Source organism: Hydrogenophaga electricum (assembly GCF_030160815.1).
GTDB lineage: Bacteria > Pseudomonadota > Gammaproteobacteria > Burkholderiales > Burkholderiaceae_C > Hydrogenophaga > Hydrogenophaga electricum.
Map to the genome: position 1 here is coordinate 170,895 of NZ_BSPB01000002.1, position 20,823 is coordinate 191,717.

Below are 20,823 nucleotides of genomic sequence, written 5' to 3' on the forward strand. Positions count from 1 at the left end.
GGGGCTGCGCCGGGTTTTGGCCGGGGCCGTGGAACTCCCGGCCCCGGCCGCGGTCCACCCGGGGCCTACCTTCCTGGAGCGTTTGACACCATGACCCCGAAAGAACAGCAAGCCCTTCTGACCTTGGCCCTGCTGGCCGCGTTTGCCGATGCGCACAAGGCCGACAGCGAACGCGAGGCCATCCGGCGCATGGCCGAGAACCTGGGCCACGAAGGGGGCGCCAGCCTGGCGGGCCTGTATCAGGATGTTCTGTTGCGGCGCACTGGCATGGACGACGCAGTGGCCGCCCTTGGCGACGAAGGCCAGCGCCAGCTGGCGTACGAAATGGCCGTGTGCGTGTGCGATGCCGACGGGCGCCAGAGCCCGGCCGAAACGGCGTTTCTTGCCACGCTGCGTCAGCGCCTGGGTCTGAGCGAGCAGGCGGCTGCCGCAGCGCTGAGTGCCGATGCCCTGGCCGAAGCCGCCGAGCGCAGCGCGCCGGCCCAGGCTGTGCCGGCCGAGGTGGTGGCGCTGGTGCCGGCGGCCACCCTCGTCACCGACAACGGGGTGGCCAGCGAAACCGCCAACCCTGCAGACCCGGCCCGCGACGCCGCGCTGGACCAGTCCATCCTCAACCACGCCTTGCTGACCGGGGCGCTGGAGCTGTTGCCGCAGTCCTGGGCCTCGATGGCCATCATTCCGCTGCAGGTCAAGATGGTCTATGCCGTGGGCAAGGCGCATGGCGTGGAACTGGACCAGGGCCACATCAAGGAATTCATCGCGGCCGCTGGGGTCGGCATCACCTCGCAGTACATCGAACAGTTCGGCCGCAAGCTCATCGGCGGCCTGCTGGGCAAGGCCCTGGGGCGCACCGTGGGCGGCCTGGGCCGCGCGGCCACGGGCGTGGCGTTTTCCTTTGCCACCACCTACGCGCTGGGCCAGGTGGCCAAGCGGTACTACGCCGGCGGACGGGTCATGAGCACGGCCTTGCTGCAACAGACCTTCCAGGACCTGCTGGGGCCGGCCAAACAGCTGCAGAGCCGCTACCTGCCGCAGATCGAGCAGACGGCCCGCGGGCTCGACGCCGGCAAGGTCATGGCCATGGTCCGGGGTGGGGCCTGAGGCCGGCGGGCGTTGCGTCCGGCTGCACTCCTCACATTTGTTTGCCGTTGCGCCGGACGGTCGGAAACGAACAGGCCGCGGGAAAGCGCTAGCCTAGGGCTTCCGCATTTCCAGGAGAGAACCCATGGCGACCACGATCACGACCCACCGGCTGACGCTGGCTTCCCTGATGCTGGCCGGTGCCGCCGCACTGAGCGCCTGCGGTGGCAGCGACGACCCGGTGCCCGGTGATGGCTCCAGCGATCCGGTGGCACCCTACATCGGCTCCTGGATCAGCCGCTGCGTGGCCGACAGTGGGGCCTCGGCCCAGTTGCGGGCCGACTTCAACAAGACCGGCGCCAACAGCTTCACGGGCGACGTGGTGGCCTATGCCTACGTCGGCAACGCCTGCTCCGGCCCGAGCGTGCGCGACAAGAAGGTGCTGTCGAACCTGCAGATGACGCACGTTGGCACCAGCACACTCAACGGCCTGCCGACCGACCGGTTCAATGGCAGCTCGTCGCAGGGCGAAGGCAAGGTGCTGCTGTCGCTGCAGAACGGGCAGTTGCGTATTGGCGACCCCGACTCGCCCGACGATGCCCAGGGCTACCCGACCGCGTTCCTGGAAGAGACGCTCACGCGCCTGAACTGAGGCCGGGCACGCGGACGGCCGGCTGGGCTGCTTGGCCGGGATCTCCCGGCCTTCACCGGCCGCCAGCGCTGACCGCCTGCCCGGGGGTCACATCGCCGCTTCGAGCATGGCCCGGTAGTCTGCCGCGCTGGCCAGGCGCGGATTGGTCTTGTGGCAGTGGTCGGCCAAGGCGCCTACGATCACCTGATCAAAAACGGCCGGTGTCACGCCCAGCGCCGCCAGGCCTGGGGGCAGGCCCAGGCGCTCGTTGAGCGCCTTGATCGATGCGCCCAGCAGGGCCGCCGTGAGTTCGTCGTCGCGGTCGCTGGGCAGGTCCATGGCCTGGGCCATGCGCTGCAGGCGGCGTTCGCGGCGCACGTTCTCGGCGCCAGCGTTGAAGGCGATCACGGTCGGCAGGAAGAGGGCGTTGAGCGTGCCGTGGTGCAGGCGCGGGTTCACGCCGCCCAGGCTGTGGCTGAGCGAATGCACGCAGCCCAGCCCTTTCTGGAACGCCATCGCGCCCTGCATGCTGGCGCTCATCATGTTCAGCCGCGCTTCGCGGTCCTGGCCGTTGGTGGTCGCGCGTTCGATGTGGGCCCAGCCGCGCTGCAGGCCGTCCAGCGCGATGCCGTCGGCGGGCGGGTTGAAGGGCGCGGCCATGAAGGTTTCCATGCAGTGGGCGATGGCGTCCATGCCCGTGGCGGCGGTCAGCAGCGGCGGCAGGCCCAGCGTGAGCGCCGGATCGAGCAGGGCGGTTTTTGGCACCAGGTGCCAGGAATGGAAGCCGAGCTTGCGGCCGTCGTCCACGATCACGATGGCGCCGCGCGCCACTTCGCTGCCGGTGCCGGCCGTGGTGGGAATGGCGATCAGTGGCGGCACGGCGGCCGTGATCCGGGGCGAACCGCCTTCGATGGTGGCGTAGGTCTTGAGCGGGCCTTCGTGCGTGGCGGCGATCGCCACGCCCTTGGCGCAGTCGATGGAGCTGCCGCCGCCCAGAGCGATCAGGCCATCGCACCCCTGTTCCCGGTACACCGCGACGGCGGCGCGCACGGCCGCTTCGGTCGGGTTGCTGGGGGTCTGGTCGAACACGGCCGCCGGCAGATCGGGCAAGGCGGCCAGCGCCTGGGCCAGCAGGCCGGCAGCCTTGACGCCCGCGTCGGTCACGATCAGCGGTTTGCGGATGCCGATGCGCGCGCATTCGGCCGGCAATTGCGCCAGGGCGCCGTCTTCGATCAGGATGTTGGTGACGTACAGGATCTGGGGCACGGGGGTCTCCGGGTTCTGGTTCTGGCAGATGCAGCGCGTTCCACTATACGGGGAGGCCGCGGGCGGCTGCGGTCGCGCAAGGGTCAACCCTTGCACGGCAGCGAACCGCCCGGCGCGGCAGAATGCCGCCCATGTCTTCGCACCCGACCCATCCCCGCAGCCTGCTGACCCACGCCATGCGGGGCTTCATCGACCGCGTCGCCCGCGCCGGGCATCCCCCTTTGCACGCCCTGACGCCGGAACAGGCCCAGCGCGCCTACGCGGCGGGTGCGGGCGTCGTCGACATCCCGAACCACAAGCTGCCACGCGTGGAGGACCTGCGCATCCCCGCCCGCGACGGCCACGTCTTGCCCGCCCGCCTGTTTGCCCCGGTGGCAGCGGGCGAGGGCGGCCCCCTGCCCGTGCTGCTGTACCTGCACGGGGGCGGGTTCACCGTGGGCAACATCGCCACGCACGAACCGCTGTGCCGGCACCTGGCCCACCTGTCCCGCGGCGCCGTGATCGCGCTCGACTACCGGCTGGCGCCCGAATCGGTGTTCCCGACCGCGGTGGACGACGCCTGGGACGCCCTGGCCTGGCTGCGCGAACACGCGGCGGCCTTGGGTCTGGACGCGGCGCGCATCGCTGTCGGTGGCGACAGCGCCGGCGGCACACTCTCGGCCGTCACCGCCATCGCCGCCCGCGATGCGGGCTGGCCGCTGTCGCTGCAACTGCTGTTCTACCCTGGCACCTGTGGCCACCAGGACACGCCCAGCCACCAGCGTTTTGCGCAGGGGTTCATCCTGGAGGCGCCCCATATTCAGTATTTTTTTGGCCACTACCTGCGCGGTCCGGCCGACCGAGACGACTGGCGTTTTGCCCCCCTCGACGGGGTCGACGCCAGCGGGCACGAGCGCGACCTGGACGGTGTGGCGCCGGCCTGGGTGGGCCTGGCCGAATGCGATCCGCTGGTCGACGAAGGCCTGCTTTACGCCGACCGCCTGCGGCTGGCCGGGGTGCCCGTGGATCTGGAGATCTACGCCGGCGTGGTGCACGGCTTCATCCAGTTCGGCCGCGCCATTCCCGAAGCGCTCAAGGCCCACAACGACGCGGCCCGCGCGCTGCGCCAGGCCTGGGGCCGGTGAGCGCCAGCGCTCAGTCCGCGCCCAGCCAGGCGCCCTGGGTGCGGCCGTAGCGGGTGTCGCGGTCGTAGGCCTGCTCCTGCTCGCGTGCCCGGTCGAGCTGGGCCTGCCCCCAGTGATTGCCCCGCACCTCCAGTTGCCGGCAGTCGTTTTGCGGCGGCAGTTCGCGCAGGCCCTGGTCCACCCGTTGAGCGGCCTGGCGCGCGATCTCGTGGTGTCCCAGTTCGTGCTCGCGCAAGGCGGCCAGATAGGTGTCGAAGCGGGCGCGCAGGATCGGGTCGTCGGTCAGCAGTTCGGGCAGGGTGATGTCGGTGTCCAGCGTGGTCAGCACCTCGGCCACGCCACAGCGGCCGTCTTCCAGCACCTGCCAGCGGAAGGCCCAGCGCAGGCTCCAGGTCGCCAGTCCGTGGAACCGCTTGCCCCACCAGCGCCGCACCGGCGTGGCGCGGTTCAGCGCTTGTGCCAGCGTCTCGCCGGCCTGCACCTCGACCCGGTACGGCGTGAAGCGCAGCGTGTCCTGCACGTCGGCGCGAGCGACCGGGCTCAGCAGGGTGCCAACGGCCAGCAGGGCGCTCAGGCAGAGCGGGCGAAGGCGGGTGATGGGCGTGAGAAACAGGCGGTTCCGGCGCATGGGTGAGGGGGGATGGAGGCGGCCGTGGCCAGGGGCGGGCCGTCGCCGCAGGCGACAGCGGCCAGCGGGGGCGACGGGCAGAATCTACCCCAACGCTGGCGCGCTTGGCGTCGCGATCACAACAACTTTTCCTGGAGACACGAATGCCCCAGATGCAGCGAACCGACTTCCGCTTTTTCCACCGCCTGCGCGTGCGCTGGGCCGAAGTGGACATGCAGAAGATCGTGTTCAACGGCCACTACCTGATGTATTTCGACACCGCCATTGCCGACTACTGGCGCGCGCTGGCCTTGCCCTACGAGGCGTCCATGCACCGGCTTGACGGCGATCTGTACGTGGTCAAGGCCACCGTGGAATACCACGCTTCGGCGCGGGTGGACGACCGGCTGGACGTGGCCATGCAATGCAGCCGCATCGGCAGCTCGTCAATGACCTTCACGGGTGCCATCTTCCGCGACGAGCAGCACCTCATCAGTGGCGAAATCGTCTATGTGTTCGCCGACCCGGCCACCCAGACCTCGCGCCCGGTGCCGCAGGCGCTGCGCGACATCGTGCAGGGGTACGAAGCGGGTGAAAGCATGCTGCAAACCCAGGCGGGCGACTGGGCCTCCCTGGGCGAAGGCGCCCGCGCCGTGCGGCACGCGGTGTTCGTGGAAGAGCAGCAGATCCCCAAAGAGCTGGAGTCCGACGCGGCCGATGCCGGCGCGGTGCACGTGCTGGTGCGCAACCGCCTGGGCATGCCCGTGGGCACCGGCCGTCTGCTGCCGGCCGATGCGCAGGGCGACGCCCAGGTCGGGCGCGTGGCGGTGGACCGGGTGCTGCGCGGTGGCCAGGTCGGCCGCGCCGTCATGCAAGCGCTGGAAGCGGCCGCGCTGGCCCGTGGCGACCGCCGCATCGTGCTGCACGCCCAGCGCACCGCGGTACCGTTCTACGACCGCCTGGGATATCTGCGCGAAGGGGCGCCTTTTGAAGAGGCCGGTATCGAGCACCAGGCCATGGCCAAGCGGCTCTGAATCCGCGGCAGGCTCCCCGGTCAGCGCCGGCCGGCGGGCCGGTTCACCACGTCACCTGTGTGATGGCGGGCGGGGCTGCGCTCCAGCGGTGCGCCCCGGCCGTCGGTCGCTCGTGGCGCCATTCGGTCATGGTCAGCAGGGGCTGGGCCGTCCCGGGCGAGACCGTCACCCGCGCCAGCAGGCTGCTGCGCGTGCCGTAACCCCGCTCGGTCATGTCCACGAACGGGCTGGACAGGGCGCGCTCCCAGTCCTGGGGCACCCCGGTCGGGGGCAGGTGCGCGTCGGGCACGGCGGCGTTTTCGGCCAGGGCCTGCGCGAGGTGCTGGCCGGCCATGTCACCGGATGGCGGGCTGTCCCATTGGTCCAGGGCCTGCCGCATGGCCGCCTTGAGCCGTTCCGTCTTGGGCCAGGGGGTGTCGAGCGCGGCGTTGGACACCCCATAGATGCCGGGTGAGAGCGTCCGCCACTGCAACTGGGTGGCGGCGCCTTCGGTGTGCGGATCGGCCGGGTCGCGGTTGGACAGCCAGGCCCAGCGGCCGGCAGGGAAATCGCCGACCACGAGGTTGAAGCCGCCGTAGGCTGCCGGGTCGATGCCGTCAGCCAGGGCCTCGACGCCGTCGTGGCTTGCCAGCCAGCGCAGCGGCAGTTCGCCCCGGCTGCGCGCTCCGCTGCCTGGCTGGGCGCTGCGCACGTTGGTGAGCATGGCCACGCGGCCGTTTTCGCCAAAACCGAGCCAGGTGCCGCCATCGCGCAGATCGCGGCCGGCCCACACCGCCACCGGGCTGCCGGGCGGTGTCCAGCGGTGCAGCGGTGCGGTGGGGCGCTCGAAGAATTCGTCGCGGTTGCCCGCGATCAGCAGCGGGCAGGCCGGGTGGGCACCGATGGCGAAGGCGATCAGGCACATGGGCGCAGCAGGGCCCTCAGATGTCGTCGCGCAGCGGGTAGGGCAGCGGCAACAGGCTCAGAGCCTGGCCATCGGCCGCGCCCGCATGCAGGTCGCCAGCGGCCGCGGCGTCGGTGCGCAGCGAGGCGATGGCGTTCCAGCCGCCGGCCGGGTTCGGGGCGGCAGCGGCCACGGTGCCACAGGGCTGCTCGGCGTCGGCGGCCTGGAACACGTCCTGTCCCACGGTCAGGGGGGCCTCGGCCTGCAGCAGGTAGGCGCGGCGCTTGAGCGTGCCGCGAAACTGGCTGCGCGCCACCACCTCCTGGCCGGGATAGCAGCCCTTTTTGAAGTTCACGCCGTCGACGGATTCGTAGTTGAGCATCTGGGGCACGAACGCTTCCACGATGGGCGTCGTCACGGGGGCGATGCCCGCCATCACCTCCAGCCATTGCCAGGTGTCCAGCGGCAGGGCCTCGGCGGCCGGCGCCGGGACATCGGCCGGTGCCACCCGCAGCGCCCGGGCCTGGCCCTGCGCGGGGTACAGGCTCACCACGTGGCCACCGTCGGTGGCACTGAGCGCCCAGGGCGCGGCACCCCAGGGCGCGGCGTCGGTCGGGGCGGTCAGGCCCCAGACGCCGAATTCGGCACTGGCATCGCTGAGCCGGACTTTGCTGCGCAGCACGAACATCTGCAGGCGCTTGAGCACGGCGGGCAGCACGTCGCGCGGCAGCACCAGCAGCAGATCGTCGGCCGCGCGTTTGAACGCAACAAAGCTGGCCTGCATGCGGCCCTTGGCCGAGCAGAAGGCCGCCAGCCGCGCCTGGGTGTCGCCCAGCAGGGCGAAATCCTGTGTCAGCTGACCGTGGAGGAACTTGGCCGCTTCTTCGCCCTGCGCGCGGATCACGCCCCAGTGGGGCAAGGGCGTGGCGGACGAAGCGGGGAACAGGGCGGACACGGTGGTCATGGCAGCGGCACGGATGGGGTTGGCAAGAGGGGCGACCGATTATCATGCCGGGCCATTCCGAGCGTGCCGCTTCGGCCCAAGACCCCGACGCTTTCCCTGTTCCTCCTGTCCATGCGTGCGCTGCGAAACCTGCTGATCTTTGTGCTGCTGGCCGCCGGGCTGGGCTGGGCGGCCTTCCAGTGGTGGCTGCTGCGCCCGCTGCCGCTGCAAACGCCGGCGCCGTTGTCGGTGGACATCGCGGCCGGTTCGTCGTCGCGCGCTGTGGCCGAGCGCCTGGCCGATGCCGGTGTCGGCGTGCCGGCGCCGGTGCTGTATGCCTGGTTCCGCCTGTCAGGACAGAGCCGCGCGCTCAAGGCCGGCAGCTACGACCTGGAAGCCGGCATCACGCCCGAACGTCTGTTGCAGAAGCTGGTGCGGGGCGAGCAGGCCCTGCGCAGCGTCACCCTGGTGGAGGGCTGGACCTTCCGCGATGTGCTGGCGGCCCTGCGCGGAGTCCCCGACCTGACGCCCGATCTCGACGGCCTGAGCCCGGCCCAGATCATGGAGCGCATCGGCCGGCCGGGGGTGCACCCCGAAGGGCGTTTCTTCCCCGACACCTACCGCGTGGCGCGGCGTGCGCCGGCATCGGCCGTGCTGCGGCAGGCCGCGCAGGTGATGGACGCCCGGCTGGCGCAGGCCTGGTCGCAACGGGCCCCGGGCTCGCCGCTCAAGACCCCCGAAGAAGCGCTGATCCTGGCCAGCATCGTCGAAAAAGAAACCGGCGCCGCAGCGGACCGTGCCCACGTGGCCGGCGTGTTCTCCAACCGGCTGCGCATCGGCATGCGGCTGCAGACCGACCCCACCGTGATCTACGGCCTGGGCGAGCGTTTCGACGGCAATCTGCGCAAGATCGACCTGCAGACCGACACGCCCTACAACAGCTACACGCGCGCCGGGCTGCCGCCGACGCCGATTGCCATGCCCGGCTGGGCCGCACTGCTCGCGGCCGTGCAGCCGGCCGACACGCGGGCGCTGTATTTCGTGGCGCGTGGCGATGGCTCCAGCCACTTCAGCAGTACGCTCGACGAGCACAATGCGGCGGTGCGCCGCTACATCCTCAACCGCTGAGCGGCCCCGCCACCGCCTGCGCTTTATCCGCTTTTTTTCTGCCCCGCATGAGTTCCGAAGGTCTGTTCATCTCGTTCGAAGGCATCGACGGTGCCGGCAAGTCCACCCACATCGCCGGTCTGGCCGATGCCTTCCGCGCCGCCGGCCGCGAAGTGGTGCTGACCCGCGAACCCGGTGGCACGCCCCTGGCGGAGAAGCTGCGCGCCCTGGTGCTGGGCGACGCCATGGACCCGCTGACCGAATCGCTGCTGGTGTTTGCGGCGCGGCGCGACCACCTGGTGACCGTGATCGAGCCGGCGCTCGCGCGGGGCGACGTGGTGCTGTGCGACCGCTTCACCGACGCCACCTTCGCCTACCAGGGCGGTGGCCGCGGTTTCGACCTGGGCGTGCTGCGCCAGCTCGAAACCTGGGTGCAGGGCTCCCCGACCGCGCCGAATGGGCTGCGCCAGCCGCACCTGACGATCTGGTTCGACCTGCCTCCCGCGGTGGCTGCCGAACGCCTGGCCGGCGCCCGCGTGCCGGACCGCTTCGAATCGCAACCTGCCGAATTCTTCGCCCGCGTCGCCCAGGGCTATGCCGATCGCGCTGCCGCCGAACCCGCCCGGTTTGCCCGCATCGCGGCCGACCAGCCCGTGCCGGCCGTCTGGCAGGCGGTGCGCAGCACCTGCGCAGCCCGCGGCTGGATCGCCCCGGAGGCCGGCGCGTGAGCGAGTCCGCGCCGCTGGCGCCCTGGCTGCAACGCCAGCTGACGGCACTGCTGGCCCAGCGCGGGCACGCGCTGCTGCTGGCCGGGCCGTCCGGGCTGGGCCAGTACCCGCTGGCACTGGCGCTGGCCAGCGCGTGGCTGTGCGAGCAGCCTGGCCCCCAAGGCGCCTGCGGGCAGTGCGCGAGCTGCCATGCCGTGGCGGTGCGCACCCATGCCGACCTGTGCGCGCTGTTGCCCGAGACACTCAGTCTGGCGCTGGACTGGCCCCTGGACGAAGGCGCACAGAAAGACATCGACGACAAGAAACGCAAGCCCAGCAAGCTGATCCGCGTGGAAGCGGCCCGGGCTGCGGTGGCCTTCACCCAGCTGACCCGTTCGCGCGGGGCCACCAAGGTGGTGCTGGTCTATCCGGCCGAACGCATGAACGTGGAGTCGGCCAACACCCTGCTCAAGACGCTGGAAGAGCCCACAGGCGAGGTGCGCTTCGTGCTGGCCACCGAAGCGGCCCACCAACTGCTGCCCACCATCCGCAGCCGCTGCCAGACCCATGCACTGGCCTGGCCCTCGGAGGCCGAAGCGCTGGCCTGGCTGCACGAACAGGCGATCCGCGAAGGGCTCAAAACCGACGCGGCAACGGCCACCACCTGGCTGCAGGCCGCCGGCGGCCGGCCCGAAGACGCCTGGGCACTGGCCCGCGCCGGCCTCACCGCCGCCCAATGGCAGAAGCTGCCCAAGGCATTGGCCCAGGGCGACTGGACGCCGCTGGCCGACTGGCCGGCCAGCGAACAGCTCAACACGCTGCACAAGCTGTGTCACGACCTGATGGCCGTGGCCGGCGGCGCCCGGCCGCGCTTTTTTGCCGCCGAGTCGTTGCCGCCGGCGCCGCGCCTGATCGTGCTCGCGACCTGGGCCAAGGAACTGGGCGCCGCCGCCCGGACGGTGGAGCATCCGTTCAACGCCGGCCTGACCCAGGAAGCCTGGGCGGCGCGCACCCGGCAAGTCTTCGCGCGACGCGGTGCGTGAAATCCCACACCCGCGGGCAAATTGCCGCGAAAAGGGGCGGCGCGCGCGACGGCGAGTGTCGGATTGCCGCTACACTCGCGATTCATGAGCACCATGCCCAGCGCACCCAATACGCCGCGGCCCAGCGTGATCCAACTCTCCATCAAGGAGAAGGCCGCGCTCTATGCGGCCTACATTCCCCTGTTCACCGACGGGGGCATCTTCATCCCCTCGTCGCGCGACTACCGGCTTGGCGATGACGTTTATGTGCTCCTGAGCCTCCCGGACGACCCGCAGCGCTATCCCGTGGCCGGCAAGGTGGCCTGGGTCACGCCCGCCAAGGCCCAGGGCGGACGCACGCAAGGCGTGGGCATCCGCTTCCCGGCGGACGAAAAGTCGCGCCAGCTCAAGCTCAAGATCGAAGAAATCCTGGGGTCGCACCTGGCCTCGGAGAAACCGACCCAGACCATCTGACGCCGTTCGTCCGGCAGCACGCCTGCCTGGCAGGCCCGTGATTGCCATGTTCACCGACTCCCACTGCCACCTCACTTTTCCCGAACTGCAAGCACAGATGCCGGCGGTCCTGGCCGCCATGCGCGAAGCCCGCGTCGACCGCGCGCTGTGCATCTGCACCACGCTGGAAGAGTTCGAGGCGGTGCACCACCTGGCCCGCACGCACGACAACCTCTGGGCCACGGTGGGCGTGCACCCCGACAACGAAGGCGTGCAGGAGCCGTCGCTCGACACCCTGCTGACGCTGGCTGCGCGTCCGCGCGTGATCGGCATCGGAGAAACCGGGCTGGATTACTACCGCCTCAACGGCCGCAGCGTGGACGACATGGCCTGGCAGCGTGAGCGCTTTCGCGTCCACATCCGGGCGGCGCGCTGTACCGACCTGCCGCTGGTCATCCACACCCGCAGCGCGTCGGACGACACGCTGGCCATCCTGCGCGAGGAGGGCGGCTGGACCGGTGCCGCCACCGCCGGCGGGGCGCAGCCGCTGGCGCGCGGGGTGTTCCACTGCTTCACCGAAACGGCCGAGGTGGCGCGCGCGGCGCTGGACCTGGGATTCATGATCTCGTTTTCGGGCATCCTGACCTTCCGCAATGCCGCCGACCTGCGCGAAGTGGCGCGTTTTGTGCCGCTGGAGCAGACCCTGATCGAGACCGACAGCCCTTACCTGGCGCCGGTGCCGTTTCGCGGCAAGACCAATACCCCGGCGCTGGTGCCCTATGTGGCCCAGTTGCTCGCAGAGATCAAAGGCCTCCCGGTCGAGGCCGTCGCCGAAGCCACCAGCCGCAATTTCGACCGCCTGTTTGACCGTGTGAATGCGCCTGCAGCGCCGACCTGAACTCAGAAGTCACATGAACTTCATCAAAAAGTTCTTTGTTATTGCTTTCTTTTTTTCTTCGACTGCCTGGGCACAGTCGGGGTCGTTCGAGCAGTTCTTTTCTGCGGCCAAACGCGACGACGAGCCCGCCATGGTCACGCTGGTCCTGCGCGGGCTGGACGTCAACACCCGCGACCCCCAGGGCAACAGCGCGCTGATGATCGCCCTGCGCGAGGGCGCAGCCAAGGTCACCAGCTTCCTGCTCGGCCTCGATGCCGTCGATCTGGAGATCCGCAATGTCCAGGGCGAAAACGCCCTGATGCTGGCAGCGCTCAAGGGCAATCTGCCCGTGGTGCGCCAGATGATCGGGCGCAAGGCCGAGGTGAACAAGCCCGGCTGGACGCCGCTGCACTACGCCGCCACCTACAAAGAGGCCGGTGCCCGCGAGGTGGTGGCCCTGCTGCTGGAGCACCACGCCTACATCGACGCGGAGTCCCCCAACCGGACCACGCCGCTGATGATGGCGGCTTTTTACGGTCATTCGTCCGTGGTGGACTTGTTGCTGGAGGAGGGGGCCGACCCCTCGCTGCGCAACGAAAAGGGCCTGACCGCACTCGATTTCGCCCAGCGGGCGTCGCGCCCGGACGCCATCGAACGCATCACGCAGGCGCTGCGCGCGCGCCAGCCCTCCGGACGCTGGTGAAAGCCGACGCCGGTGTGGCCTCAAAAAACAGGGGTGTAGGTGTAACCCACATGTAAGGCAGGGATTCTGGCGGGGACAATCCCGCCGTTCATTATTCCAAGAGGAGATTTGCCGTGGCCGTGGCCAGTCAGAAGGATTTTTTTTCAGGCCTCATGTTCATGATCGTCGGGGGCGGTTTCGCCTGGGGCGCCGTGGACTATGAGATTGGTCAGGCCGCCCGCATGGGCCCGGGCTACTTCCCATTCATGCTCGGCCTTCTGCTCGTGGCGCTGGGCGCGCTGGTGGTGCTGGGCTCTTTGCGCTCCGGCCCTCCGGGCGGCGACAAGATCGGTGCTTTTGCCTGGCGACCGCTGGTGTGCATCCTGGGCGCCAACCTGGTGTTCGGTGCGCTGCTGGTGGGCCTGCCCTCCATCGGCCTGCCGGCTTTCGGCCTGATCGTGGCGCTGTTTGCCCTGGTCATCATCTCCAGCATGGCCCGCGAGGGTTTCAGCTTCAAAGAGTCGATGATCCTGGCCGCCATCCTGGCCGCCGGCAGCTACGTCGGCTTCGTGTACCTGTTGAATCTGCAGTTCCCGGTCTGGCCTGCATTCCTGACGAACTGAGCCGGAGAACGCCACCATGGATCTGCTTAACAACCTGGCGCTCGGCTTCGGCGTCGCCTTCACTTTCCAGAACCTGATGTATGCACTCATCGGCTGCCTCTTCGGCACGCTGGTGGGGGTGCTGCCCGGTCTGGGCCCGCTGGCGACCATCGCCATGCTGCTGCCCATCACCTATGGCCTGCCGCCCGTGGCAGCGCTGATCATGCTGGCCGGTATCTATTACGGCGCGCAGTACGGTGGCTCGACCACCGCCATCCTGGTCAACCTGCCCGGTGAGTCGTCTTCGGTCGTGACCGTGATCGACGGCTACCAGATGGCGCGCAAGGGCAGGGCGGGGCCCGCTCTGGCAGCTGCCGGTATGGGCTCGTTCTTTGCCGGTTGCGTCGGCACGCTGATTCTGGCGGCTTTTGCCGCACCGCTGACCGAACTGGCGCTGGAGTTTGGCCCGGCCGAATACTTCTCGCTCATGATCGTGGGCCTGATCGGTGCCGTCGTGCTGGCCTCCGGCTCGCTGCTCAAGGCGCTGGCCATGATCGTGCTGGGCCTGTTGCTGGGTCTGGTCGGTACCGACGTGAACTCCGGCGTCGCGCGTTACAGCTTCGACATCCCCGAACTGACCGATGGCATCAGCTTCGTCGCCATCGCCATGGGGATCTTCGGCTACGGCGAAATCATCAGCAACCTCTCGCAATCGGACGAAAACCGCGAGGTCTTCACCGACAAGGTCAAGGGCATCATGCCCACCGCCACCGACCTCAAGCGCATGTTCCCCGCCGTGCTGCGTGGCACAGCGCTGGGTTCCGCACTTGGCATCCTGCCCGGCGGTGGTGCCTTGCTGTCCGCTTTTGCGGCCTACACCATCGAGAAAAAGACCAAGCTCAAGCCCGGTGAAGTGCCGTTTGGCCAAGGCAACATCCGCGGCGTGGCCGCGCCCGAGGCGGCCAACAACGCCGGTGCGCAAACCTCCTTCATCCCGCTGCTGACGCTGGGCATTCCGCCCAACGCCGTGATGGCGCTGATGGTGGGTGCGATGACGATCCACAACATCCAGCCGGGCCCGCAGGTCATGACCAGCAACCCGGAACTGTTCTGGGGCCTGATCGCCTCGATGTGGATTGGTAACGCCATGCTGATCATCCTGAACCTGCCCCTGATCGGGATCTGGATCAAGCTGCTGACCGTGCCCTACAAGTGGCTCTTCCCGGCCATCGTGCTGTTCTGCGCCATTGGCGTGTACTCCACCAACAACAACAGCTTCGACATCTGGGTTGTGGCGCTGTTCGGCCTCATCGGCTACGGCTTCATCAAGCTGGGTTGTGAACCGGCGCCCTTGCTGCTCGGACTGATCCTGGGGCCCATGATGGAGGAATACCTCCGCCGTGCGCTGCTGATTTCCCGCGGTGACTGGTCCGTCTTCGTCACGCGCCCGATCTCGGCCGGCCTGCTGGTGGTTGCGGCCATCCTGCTGACCATCGTGCTGCTGCCGTCGGTCAAGAAGAAGCGCGAAGAAGCCTTCGTCGAAGACTGATCCCTCCAAAGATCGACTGAACCCGGCGCGCGAGTCATCGCGGCCGGGTTTTTTTTGGTCCTGTGAATCTTGGACCTTGAAGCCCAACGAGGCGCAGAGCTCCCGGAAGCTTGTTCCTGGCCGGTTGCCAGGCTGCTGGTCGGGCTGTGTCCCTTGCTTTTCGGTATCACTTTGATATTCCACAATGTATATCGTTGCGTTGAATTAATCATAGCGAAAGAATTTCACTCAAAGGCCAATTAATTGCCAATCAAGGCGCGAACTGCCTTGATTGGATGTACCTGAGTTACTTCCGCGAAGTGATCAATTCACCGGCCGGCACCTTGGTCGCCATGGGGGCCACGGCCCCCATACCCCTATTTCCCTTGCTGACATCGGCCAAGTCCTGCAGATGGGGCAGGGCATGCCGGTTGACGGCCTCAACAAGTGCTTGCCCAGCAGCATCGAGGCGGCTCGACTGAAGAAGCAACAAGTGCACCCACGGCGGAGGACTGACAATCCCAGCCAGATCCACCAGAACATCGGTCAAACTGACAAACTCACACAGCGCATCTTCGAGATCGCTTTTTGCCTTCGAGATAACATCAACACTAGCCATTTCAAACTCCGTCTTTGAGATTGGTCAGAGACGCCCGGAGGCCCTTCCCCCGGGCGTTTCGCTTTATGGACGCCTACCAGAGGACTTCGAGCAGCGCCCTCCCCAACAGGTAAGCCGCCAGCCCGAAGCAGGCGAGGGCGTCCAGGTCAATCACCCGCACGGCCCACTTCCTTGCCGTTCACCAGGACAACACCCCGGCCCCCCGTGACCTCTGACCACGCCTTGACGGCCGCGGCCTTGATGGCGGTTTTCGACGCCTTGGGACGGCCAGGGCGGCCCTTTGGCGGCTACAGGGAAGCCTCAGTGCGGCGCTTCAGTTCCGCCTTGTTGGCAGCCTCCCTTGCGGCCAGATCGGGCGCCTGATGCCCCCCTTTGGCCATCAACGCCCCCAGAAGGCCGGACCCCTTGTCCGCGTCACGCGTGTACGCTGATCGGCCAGCCGCATCGAGCTGCGACAGGAATGCCCGAGGCAGCGCCCGGCCATCACGCTGACTACCCGTCTTGATCTTCCCCATGGGATCCCGCCTTTCGTAGTGTGAAAAATCAACACTTCCGGGCAGGTACCATGAACCCGCCGGAAGCCGCATGTTTCCTAGGTTCTCGGTTTTCTCTGTCGAGATGTGTCCTATTAATAAATTAGGGCCGGCCGGCTGCGCCGGCCGCCCAGCTTCGCTGGACGGCTCGGACTTCGCCGCCGTCCGCTGGCCAGCGCCAAGGCGCATGGCCGCGGCCGCCGCCGCTGTCCGCCCGGCCACCCGCAGGTGGTTCAGATCGCGATAGCAGACCGAGAACATCGCAGCGCGGCGCACCAGCAGACCCCACCAGGTGAAGTCATGCGGGTTCAGCGCCAGGCCTTCAGGCGTGTACAGCTTGCCCGCCGACAGGTGCCAGCCGTCCCAGTCCTTGCCTGGCAGTTCGTAGCGCAGCATCAGTCGCAGCAGCTTCATGGCCATGTAGGGCACCGGGACCGCGCCGGACACCCAGTTATGTACAGATCTGGTGCTGACCTGCAAAAGTTGCGCGACCTCGTGGGCGTTGAAGCCCAGCGAGGCATACAGCGCCCGGAAGCGCAGGCCTTGCTCCATGCGGGTTTGCCTGCTGCTGGCGGGCTTGCGATGCTGGGGTCTGGGTACCACCTTGATATTCCAGATGCTGTAGTAAGGGATTGCTGTTGCTTTTTCTAATAACTCTGAAAATGGCCGAATCCGAACAACAATCTGTTGCGAATTAATCTCTGGCTTCTGCGTTGCATTTCAAAAGCAACAAAGGAACTGGCAAAGGTGAGGTTTGCGCCTCTTCGTGTTTCGCCTGTTGCTTTTGGGGTGTTGGGGCGCTCTCCTGCATTACAAATACATGCGGAGTGGGCAGGGGATATTTGCAGGATGTCTATGAGCCAACCGACTCGACGAGCGCCCGAGCCCAGCGCAAATCACCTCTCCTTCGGGCAGCTGGGTGAGACCATCCGCCAACCGTGGTGCTGATGCAGTAGGTGGCCAGCAGGCCTTACAGCCGGGCTTCTCGTTGACGAACAACGCCGCTCAAGTCGGGCGCATGCGGTCGTGCGCTGGCCGGCTGCGGGATCACCAGGATCACACCAGCTGACGAACTGAAGCCGGCAACGTACTTGAACCGCATGCGATTGGACGTAGCATTCACCATTTCCAGGGTGTCGTCGGTCGGCCGACGCAGTGGCGGCACCACACAGAGGGATCGCCTGGGCTTGGTGTTGTGGTAGGGCAAGGGGAGCGCGAACACCTGCAACTCGTGATCGCTTGCGCCGCAAAGTCTCTCACTGTCTCGATCGAGAGGTCGAGCCGGTGCTCCGGTTTGCCAAACGAGCGCGTGCAGGCTATCAGCTGCTTCGGGCTGGGTGCAATACCAAATAGACGTACGGCTGACCCTGCAGTACATCATCTAGGTCTTGCGCCAGCAGGGCTGGCCAGATTGAGCACCATGGGTAATCCTCGATCACCTCGTGGTGATCCTCAAAGAGCTCGTACTCGCGGCCAATGCGGGAAACCACCTCAGATGACCAAAGCAGTACATCGTGAAAAAAATGTGCAAAGAATGATATTTTTATGATAAAAATACGATATCTTAAACGCTGGAGTACATCATGGGCAGACCGTTGGGAAGCAAGAACAAGACCCCTGCCGAGCTAAAGCTCGAAGGCAAGATCAAAATCAAGAAGGCTGAGCTTAAAGAACTTGGGGTATACGGATTTAATGGTTGATGGGGCACCTTCACCCCACCAACCTGATACCACCCTCAGATGGTTGATAGATTGACCCCGTAGTTGAGTTCCTCTGCGAAGTCCGGCAGTCCGTAACCGATGGTGTAGAACGGAGAGACCTTCGCAGTCGGGGCCTTCTTCTTGTGCTTCGTGGTGTAGAGCATTCGTGCCCGCATCACCTCGAACGAGTAACCACGCCCTTCACGGTTCTTGTCCTTGGCCAGTCGGTTGATGGACTCCGTGTAAGCGTTGGTGACGGGCATGTCCGTCTCGAAGTAGGTCATGATCTCTTCGCGCCAGTTGCCCACTGCCCTGACCAGATCGCTCCAGACTTCCTTCTGGCCCTTTGGAATGGTGGCTATCCAGTCATCCAGGGCGGCTTCTGCCTGTGGCCGGGTGGTGGCGTTCCAGATGCCGTAGAAGCGTTCCTTGTGCTCGTAGGCGGCCAGCAGTTGCGGGAATGCGCCTGTCCAGGTCTCCATGATGAGTCGCTCCCGGTCTGAGACTTCGTGAGCGCGTTTCAGCAGGATTTTCCGGTCTCCTTTGAGGGTTCGGCTCTGGGAGGGTTTCAGCTCCTTTCTGAGGCCCTTGCGCACCTTCTCCAAGGCATCGTTGGCCATGCGCACCACATGGAACTTATCGACCACGATACGGGCCTGTGGCAGCACCGCCTTGACCGCTGCCCGGTAGGGGTTCCACATGTCCATGCTGACGATCTCGACCTTCTGCCGGTCTTTCAGCTTCATCAGGTAGTTGGTCACCACGTCCTGACGGCGGGTGGCCAGCAGGTCGAGCAGGGTTCGCTCCTCGATGTTGGTCAGGATGCAGCGGTAGCGCTTGTTCAGGTACAGCTCGTCGATGCCCAGAATGCGGGGCGTCTCGAAGCGGTGCCAGCGCCCCAGAAACTCGGCGCGGGCGTTGAAGATGTCACGTACCGTCTTCTCGTCCAAGCCGGTCTGTGCCGCCACAAAGGTGTAGGGGTGGTTGAAGGATTCCTTCTCCACGTATTCATGCAGCCGCAGCGTCATGCGGAAGCCGTCCACCATCTCCGGTAGCTGGGGCCTGAAGGTGGTCTTGCAGGCCCGGCAGGTGTACCGGCGGCGGACCACCCAGAGGGTGACCCGCTTGCCGTGGATGGGCAGATCACGATAGGGAACATCACGCTTGCCGAACCGCACGAACTCACCCTGCACGCCGCATTCCTCGCAGGCGATGGGATCGGGCGCGTCCACCTGGAAGTGCATTTCGTCGTCGGTGGATTTGCAGCCCAGCACCTGGTACTCAGGCAGGTGCAGGATGTTGTCGGGCATTTCGGTCATGCGGCGTGCTCCTTACGGCTGGCGAGTGTCACGTTGGTGAGCTTCACCTACCTCTCCTCTCTTGCAAACAAGCATACTACCCCCTAGTATTTATATACTACCCTCCAGTATAGTTTTTGGGCCACTAAAGAGACGACTGCATGCACACGATCAAAGACAAAGCGAAGCTATTAACCCGCGTTCGGCGCATTCAGGGGCAGACGGCCGCACTGGAAAGGCAGCTTGACGAGGAGGGCGACTGCACGGCCGTGCTGCAACAGATCGCCGCGATTCGTGGGGCGGTGAATGGACTGATGGCAGCCATCATTGAGGGGCACTTGACTGATCACGTCGTCAGGGAACCCGAGTTGGAGCAGCGGCAACAAGACTTGGAAGCGGTGCTGCAGGTCATCAAGTCCTACCTCAAGTAGAACATCACGAGCTACAGCGTGGGTACCCTAGCTGTAAGAGGCGAACTTTGGCAGTGATTTAATATCCGCGCCCCTGAAGTTCTTGCGGAACCGGAGCTGTTAGCAGGGCTTCGCCATCAATCGCCACCACTTTCATTGGTCTTGCTGACCATAATTTTTATCAACTCGGAGTATTACAGTATGCATGGTCACAGGCTCGAAGAATGGCAACACAATCATGTTTTTGGTCAAGATCGTAAAAAATCCGGTGAAATACGCTCACTGATCGTCGTCGCTCTAACTGTCGTCATGATGGTTTGGGAAATTCTGGCCGGTGTCTTATACGGTTCGATGGCCCTCCTGGCCGATGGCCTTCATATGGGCTCTCATGCTGTCGCTCTGGGTATTGCAGCCTTCGCCTATGCATACGCTCGCCGCAACGCAGGCAATACACAGTTCTCATTTGGCACCGGGAAGGTCAATGCGCTAGGCGGGTTCACCGGCGCGGTCCTGCTGGCAGGCTTCGCCCTGTATATGGTGATCGAAAGCATCGACCGCTTCATCCACCCGGTAGAAATTTCGTTCAATGGAGCTATTTTCGTCGCCGTCATCGGCTTGATCGTCAATGGAGTATCGGCCTGGATACTGGGCGGGGAAGACCACGACCACGGGCATGGGCATGGGCATGGGCATGGGCATGGGCATGGGCATGGGCATGGGCATCATGATCATAACCGTCGAGCTGCCTACTTCCACGTACTCGCCGATGCCTTAACTTCTGTATTGGCGATTGCTGCCTTGCTGGCCGGAAAGTATGCGGGCTGGGACTGGATGGACCCGATCATGGGTATCGTCGGCGCGTTACTTATCACTCGCTGGTCATGGCATCTGTTGAAAGACACCTCCCGCGTGCTGCTTGATCAACAGCGCAGTGACTTGGAGCACGACGTCAGACATGCCATTGAGAGTGACGATGCACGAATCAGCGATCTGCACCTCTGGGCCATTGGTCCGAATATTCACGCCGCCATCGTCTCGGTCGTGTCGCATGACCCGGAGGCGCCTGCCGTCTACAAGCAGCGTATCCAGGCTCAGTGCCCGTCATTAGTACACATTACAGTCGAGCCACAGCGCTGTCTCACTGGTCCGGAGAATACCGGCTCCAGGATACGATGAGCTGATTGAGCGGGCTGGGCCGAAATAGTCGGTTTTGGTACGGGCGAGGGAGTTGCTCTGCATTCAGCTTGGCCTCGCCCTCTCTCCAAGCCATGTAAGTGTCATTGTCCATACACGTTCCAGGCTTTGTAGGTACCTTAATGGCCTGAGTGACATATCAACCAAGGAATCCGATGAAGTGGGGAGTTGTTACCTCCCCATGATACCCAGAGATCAACCAGATATTCCGGATACCCGTTTTTTTCGAGCCGCATCAAAGTGGCTCTCACGAAGTGAAATGCAGTGTTCCAGCGGTTCAGTGTCGATCCGTTCGGGTTTGGAACATTCCTCAGCTTGATGAAGAAGGACTCCAGGAGGTTGCCGAGCTTGTCCAAGTCCATGTCACTGAGGGCATCGTCAAGGCTCCCGCCCAGCTCCTCGACGTGTACATACAGCGCGTTGATATGCGCTAGTTTTTGGTTCAAGGTTGAAGGCGCTAGATCTGAGCCTTCGAACATCGACCAAGTGCTTGCCCAGAACCTGGGCACGGAGTTCTCGTCGA

At 65.8% G+C, this 20,823-nt stretch carries 21 protein-coding genes; 14 read left to right on the forward strand and 7 right to left on the reverse strand.

Going from position 1 to position 20,823, the window contains the following annotated elements; all coding sequences use genetic code 11:
• The first annotated feature begins 90 nt into the window (after positions 1-90).
• Both QQK43_RS02070 and QQK43_RS02075 read left to right on the forward strand, forming a co-directional pair.
• Positions 91-1,101: a TerB family tellurite resistance protein gene (locus QQK43_RS02070; RefSeq protein WP_284306456.1), complete on the forward strand. Its 1,011-nt coding sequence runs from the start codon at positions 91-93 to the stop codon at positions 1,099-1,101.
• A gap of 124 nt (positions 1,102-1,225) precedes the next feature.
• Complete coding sequence (locus QQK43_RS02075; protein ID WP_284306457.1) at positions 1,226-1,732, forward strand: hypothetical protein; 507 nt, start codon at positions 1,226-1,228, stop codon at positions 1,730-1,732.
• Positions 1,733-1,819: 87 nt separating this feature from the next.
• Here the strand turns inward: QQK43_RS02075 and gbd are convergent, their stop codons facing one another.
• Complete coding sequence (gene gbd / locus QQK43_RS02080) at positions 1,820-2,977, reverse strand: 4-hydroxybutyrate dehydrogenase (protein WP_284306458.1); 1,158 nt, start codon at positions 2,975-2,977, stop codon at positions 1,820-1,822.
• A gap of 131 nt (positions 2,978-3,108) precedes the next feature.
• On the opposite strand from gbd, the gene QQK43_RS02085 reads away from it, so the two are divergent.
• Positions 3,109-4,101 carry an alpha/beta hydrolase gene (locus QQK43_RS02085; protein ID WP_284306460.1) on the forward strand — a complete coding sequence of 331 codons (993 nt, stop codon included), beginning with the start codon at positions 3,109-3,111 and terminating at the stop codon, positions 4,099-4,101.
• A 10-nt stretch (positions 4,102-4,111) separates the two neighbouring features.
• On the opposite strand, the gene QQK43_RS02090 is transcribed toward QQK43_RS02085, so the two are convergent.
• On the reverse strand, positions 4,112-4,729 hold the full coding sequence (locus QQK43_RS02090; protein WP_234266467.1) for a DUF922 domain-containing protein: 618 nt from the start codon (positions 4,727-4,729) through the stop codon (positions 4,112-4,114).
• 152 nt (positions 4,730-4,881) lie between these two features.
• Here QQK43_RS02090 and QQK43_RS02095 point away from each other — a divergent pair, with 152 nt between their 5' ends.
• Positions 4,882-5,742, forward strand: coding sequence for a YbgC/FadM family acyl-CoA thioesterase (locus QQK43_RS02095; protein WP_284306522.1), 861 nt, complete (start codon positions 4,882-4,884; stop codon positions 5,740-5,742).
• Positions 5,743-5,785: 43 nt separating this feature from the next.
• Here the strand turns inward: QQK43_RS02095 and QQK43_RS02100 are convergent, their stop codons facing one another.
• Positions 5,786-6,646: an NRDE family protein gene (locus tag QQK43_RS02100; RefSeq protein WP_284306461.1), complete on the reverse strand. Its 861-nt coding sequence runs from the start codon at positions 6,644-6,646 to the stop codon at positions 5,786-5,788.
• 16 nt (positions 6,647-6,662) lie between these two features.
• The gene (ygfZ, locus tag QQK43_RS02105; protein WP_284306462.1) at positions 6,663-7,589 is read right to left on the reverse strand and encodes a CAF17-like 4Fe-4S cluster assembly/insertion protein YgfZ; all 927 of its coding nucleotides are present in this window, start codon (positions 7,587-7,589) and stop codon (positions 6,663-6,665) included.
• A gap of 111 nt (positions 7,590-7,700) precedes the next feature.
• Between ygfZ and mltG the strand changes: the two genes are divergently transcribed.
• From mltG to QQK43_RS02145, 8 genes are all read left to right on the forward strand, one after another.
• On the forward strand, positions 7,701-8,696 hold the full coding sequence (gene mltG, locus QQK43_RS02110; protein ID WP_234266464.1) for an endolytic transglycosylase MltG: 996 nt from the start codon (positions 7,701-7,703) through the stop codon (positions 8,694-8,696).
• Between the two features lie 47 nt (positions 8,697-8,743).
• Positions 8,744-9,403 (forward strand): dTMP kinase, encoded by a 660-nt coding sequence (gene tmk, locus QQK43_RS02115; RefSeq protein ID WP_284306463.1) that lies wholly within the window; start codon positions 8,744-8,746, stop codon positions 9,401-9,403.
• Entirely contained in the window at positions 9,400-10,425 is a 1,026-nt protein-coding gene (locus QQK43_RS02120; RefSeq protein ID WP_234266462.1) for a DNA polymerase III delta subunit-related protein, read from the forward strand. Before tmk ends, QQK43_RS02120 begins: the two co-directional genes overlap by 4 nt.
• A gap of 84 nt (positions 10,426-10,509) precedes the next feature.
• Entirely contained in the window at positions 10,510-10,878 is a 369-nt protein-coding gene (locus tag QQK43_RS02125; protein ID WP_234266461.1) for a PilZ domain-containing protein, read from the forward strand.
• Between the two features lie 46 nt (positions 10,879-10,924).
• Positions 10,925-11,755 (forward strand): TatD family hydrolase, encoded by an 831-nt coding sequence (locus QQK43_RS02130; RefSeq protein WP_284306464.1) that lies wholly within the window; start codon positions 10,925-10,927, stop codon positions 11,753-11,755.
• Positions 11,756-11,768: 13 nt separating this feature from the next.
• The gene (locus QQK43_RS02135) at positions 11,769-12,437 is read left to right on the forward strand and encodes an ankyrin repeat domain-containing protein (RefSeq protein ID WP_234266459.1); all 669 of its coding nucleotides are present in this window, start codon (positions 11,769-11,771) and stop codon (positions 12,435-12,437) included.
• Positions 12,438-12,550: 113 nt separating this feature from the next.
• Positions 12,551-13,039, forward strand: coding sequence for a tripartite tricarboxylate transporter TctB family protein (locus QQK43_RS02140; RefSeq protein WP_234266458.1), 489 nt, complete (start codon positions 12,551-12,553; stop codon positions 13,037-13,039).
• 16 nt (positions 13,040-13,055) lie between these two features.
• Positions 13,056-14,567 carry a tripartite tricarboxylate transporter permease gene (locus tag QQK43_RS02145; RefSeq protein WP_234266457.1) on the forward strand — a complete coding sequence of 504 codons (1,512 nt, stop codon included), beginning with the start codon at positions 13,056-13,058 and terminating at the stop codon, positions 14,565-14,567.
• Between the two features lie 286 nt (positions 14,568-14,853).
• Here QQK43_RS02145 and QQK43_RS02150 read toward each other — a convergent pair whose 3' ends face one another.
• The 3 genes from QQK43_RS02150 to QQK43_RS02160 form a co-directional block, all read right to left on the reverse strand.
• The gene (locus tag QQK43_RS02150; protein ID WP_284306465.1) at positions 14,854-15,165 is read right to left on the reverse strand and encodes a hypothetical protein; all 312 of its coding nucleotides are present in this window, start codon (positions 15,163-15,165) and stop codon (positions 14,854-14,856) included.
• A 287-nt stretch (positions 15,166-15,452) separates the two neighbouring features.
• Positions 15,453-16,250, reverse strand: coding sequence for a VC1465 family Xer recombination activation factor (locus tag QQK43_RS02155; RefSeq protein WP_284306466.1), 798 nt, complete (start codon positions 16,248-16,250; stop codon positions 15,453-15,455).
• A 1,183-nt stretch (positions 16,251-17,433) separates the two neighbouring features.
• Positions 17,434-18,717 (reverse strand): ISL3 family transposase, encoded by a 1,284-nt coding sequence (locus tag QQK43_RS02160; RefSeq protein ID WP_045995197.1) that lies wholly within the window; start codon positions 18,715-18,717, stop codon positions 17,434-17,436.
• A 140-nt stretch (positions 18,718-18,857) separates the two neighbouring features.
• On the opposite strand from QQK43_RS02160, the gene QQK43_RS02165 reads away from it, so the two are divergent.
• On the forward strand, positions 18,858-19,127 hold the full coding sequence (locus QQK43_RS02165) for a metal/formaldehyde-sensitive transcriptional repressor (RefSeq protein WP_011589742.1): 270 nt from the start codon (positions 18,858-18,860) through the stop codon (positions 19,125-19,127).
• 141 nt (positions 19,128-19,268) lie between these two features.
• The gene (dmeF, locus tag QQK43_RS02170; protein WP_284306467.1) at positions 19,269-20,282 is read left to right on the forward strand and encodes a CDF family Co(II)/Ni(II) efflux transporter DmeF; all 1,014 of its coding nucleotides are present in this window, start codon (positions 19,269-19,271) and stop codon (positions 20,280-20,282) included.
• The last annotated feature ends 541 nt before the right edge of the window (positions 20,283-20,823 follow it).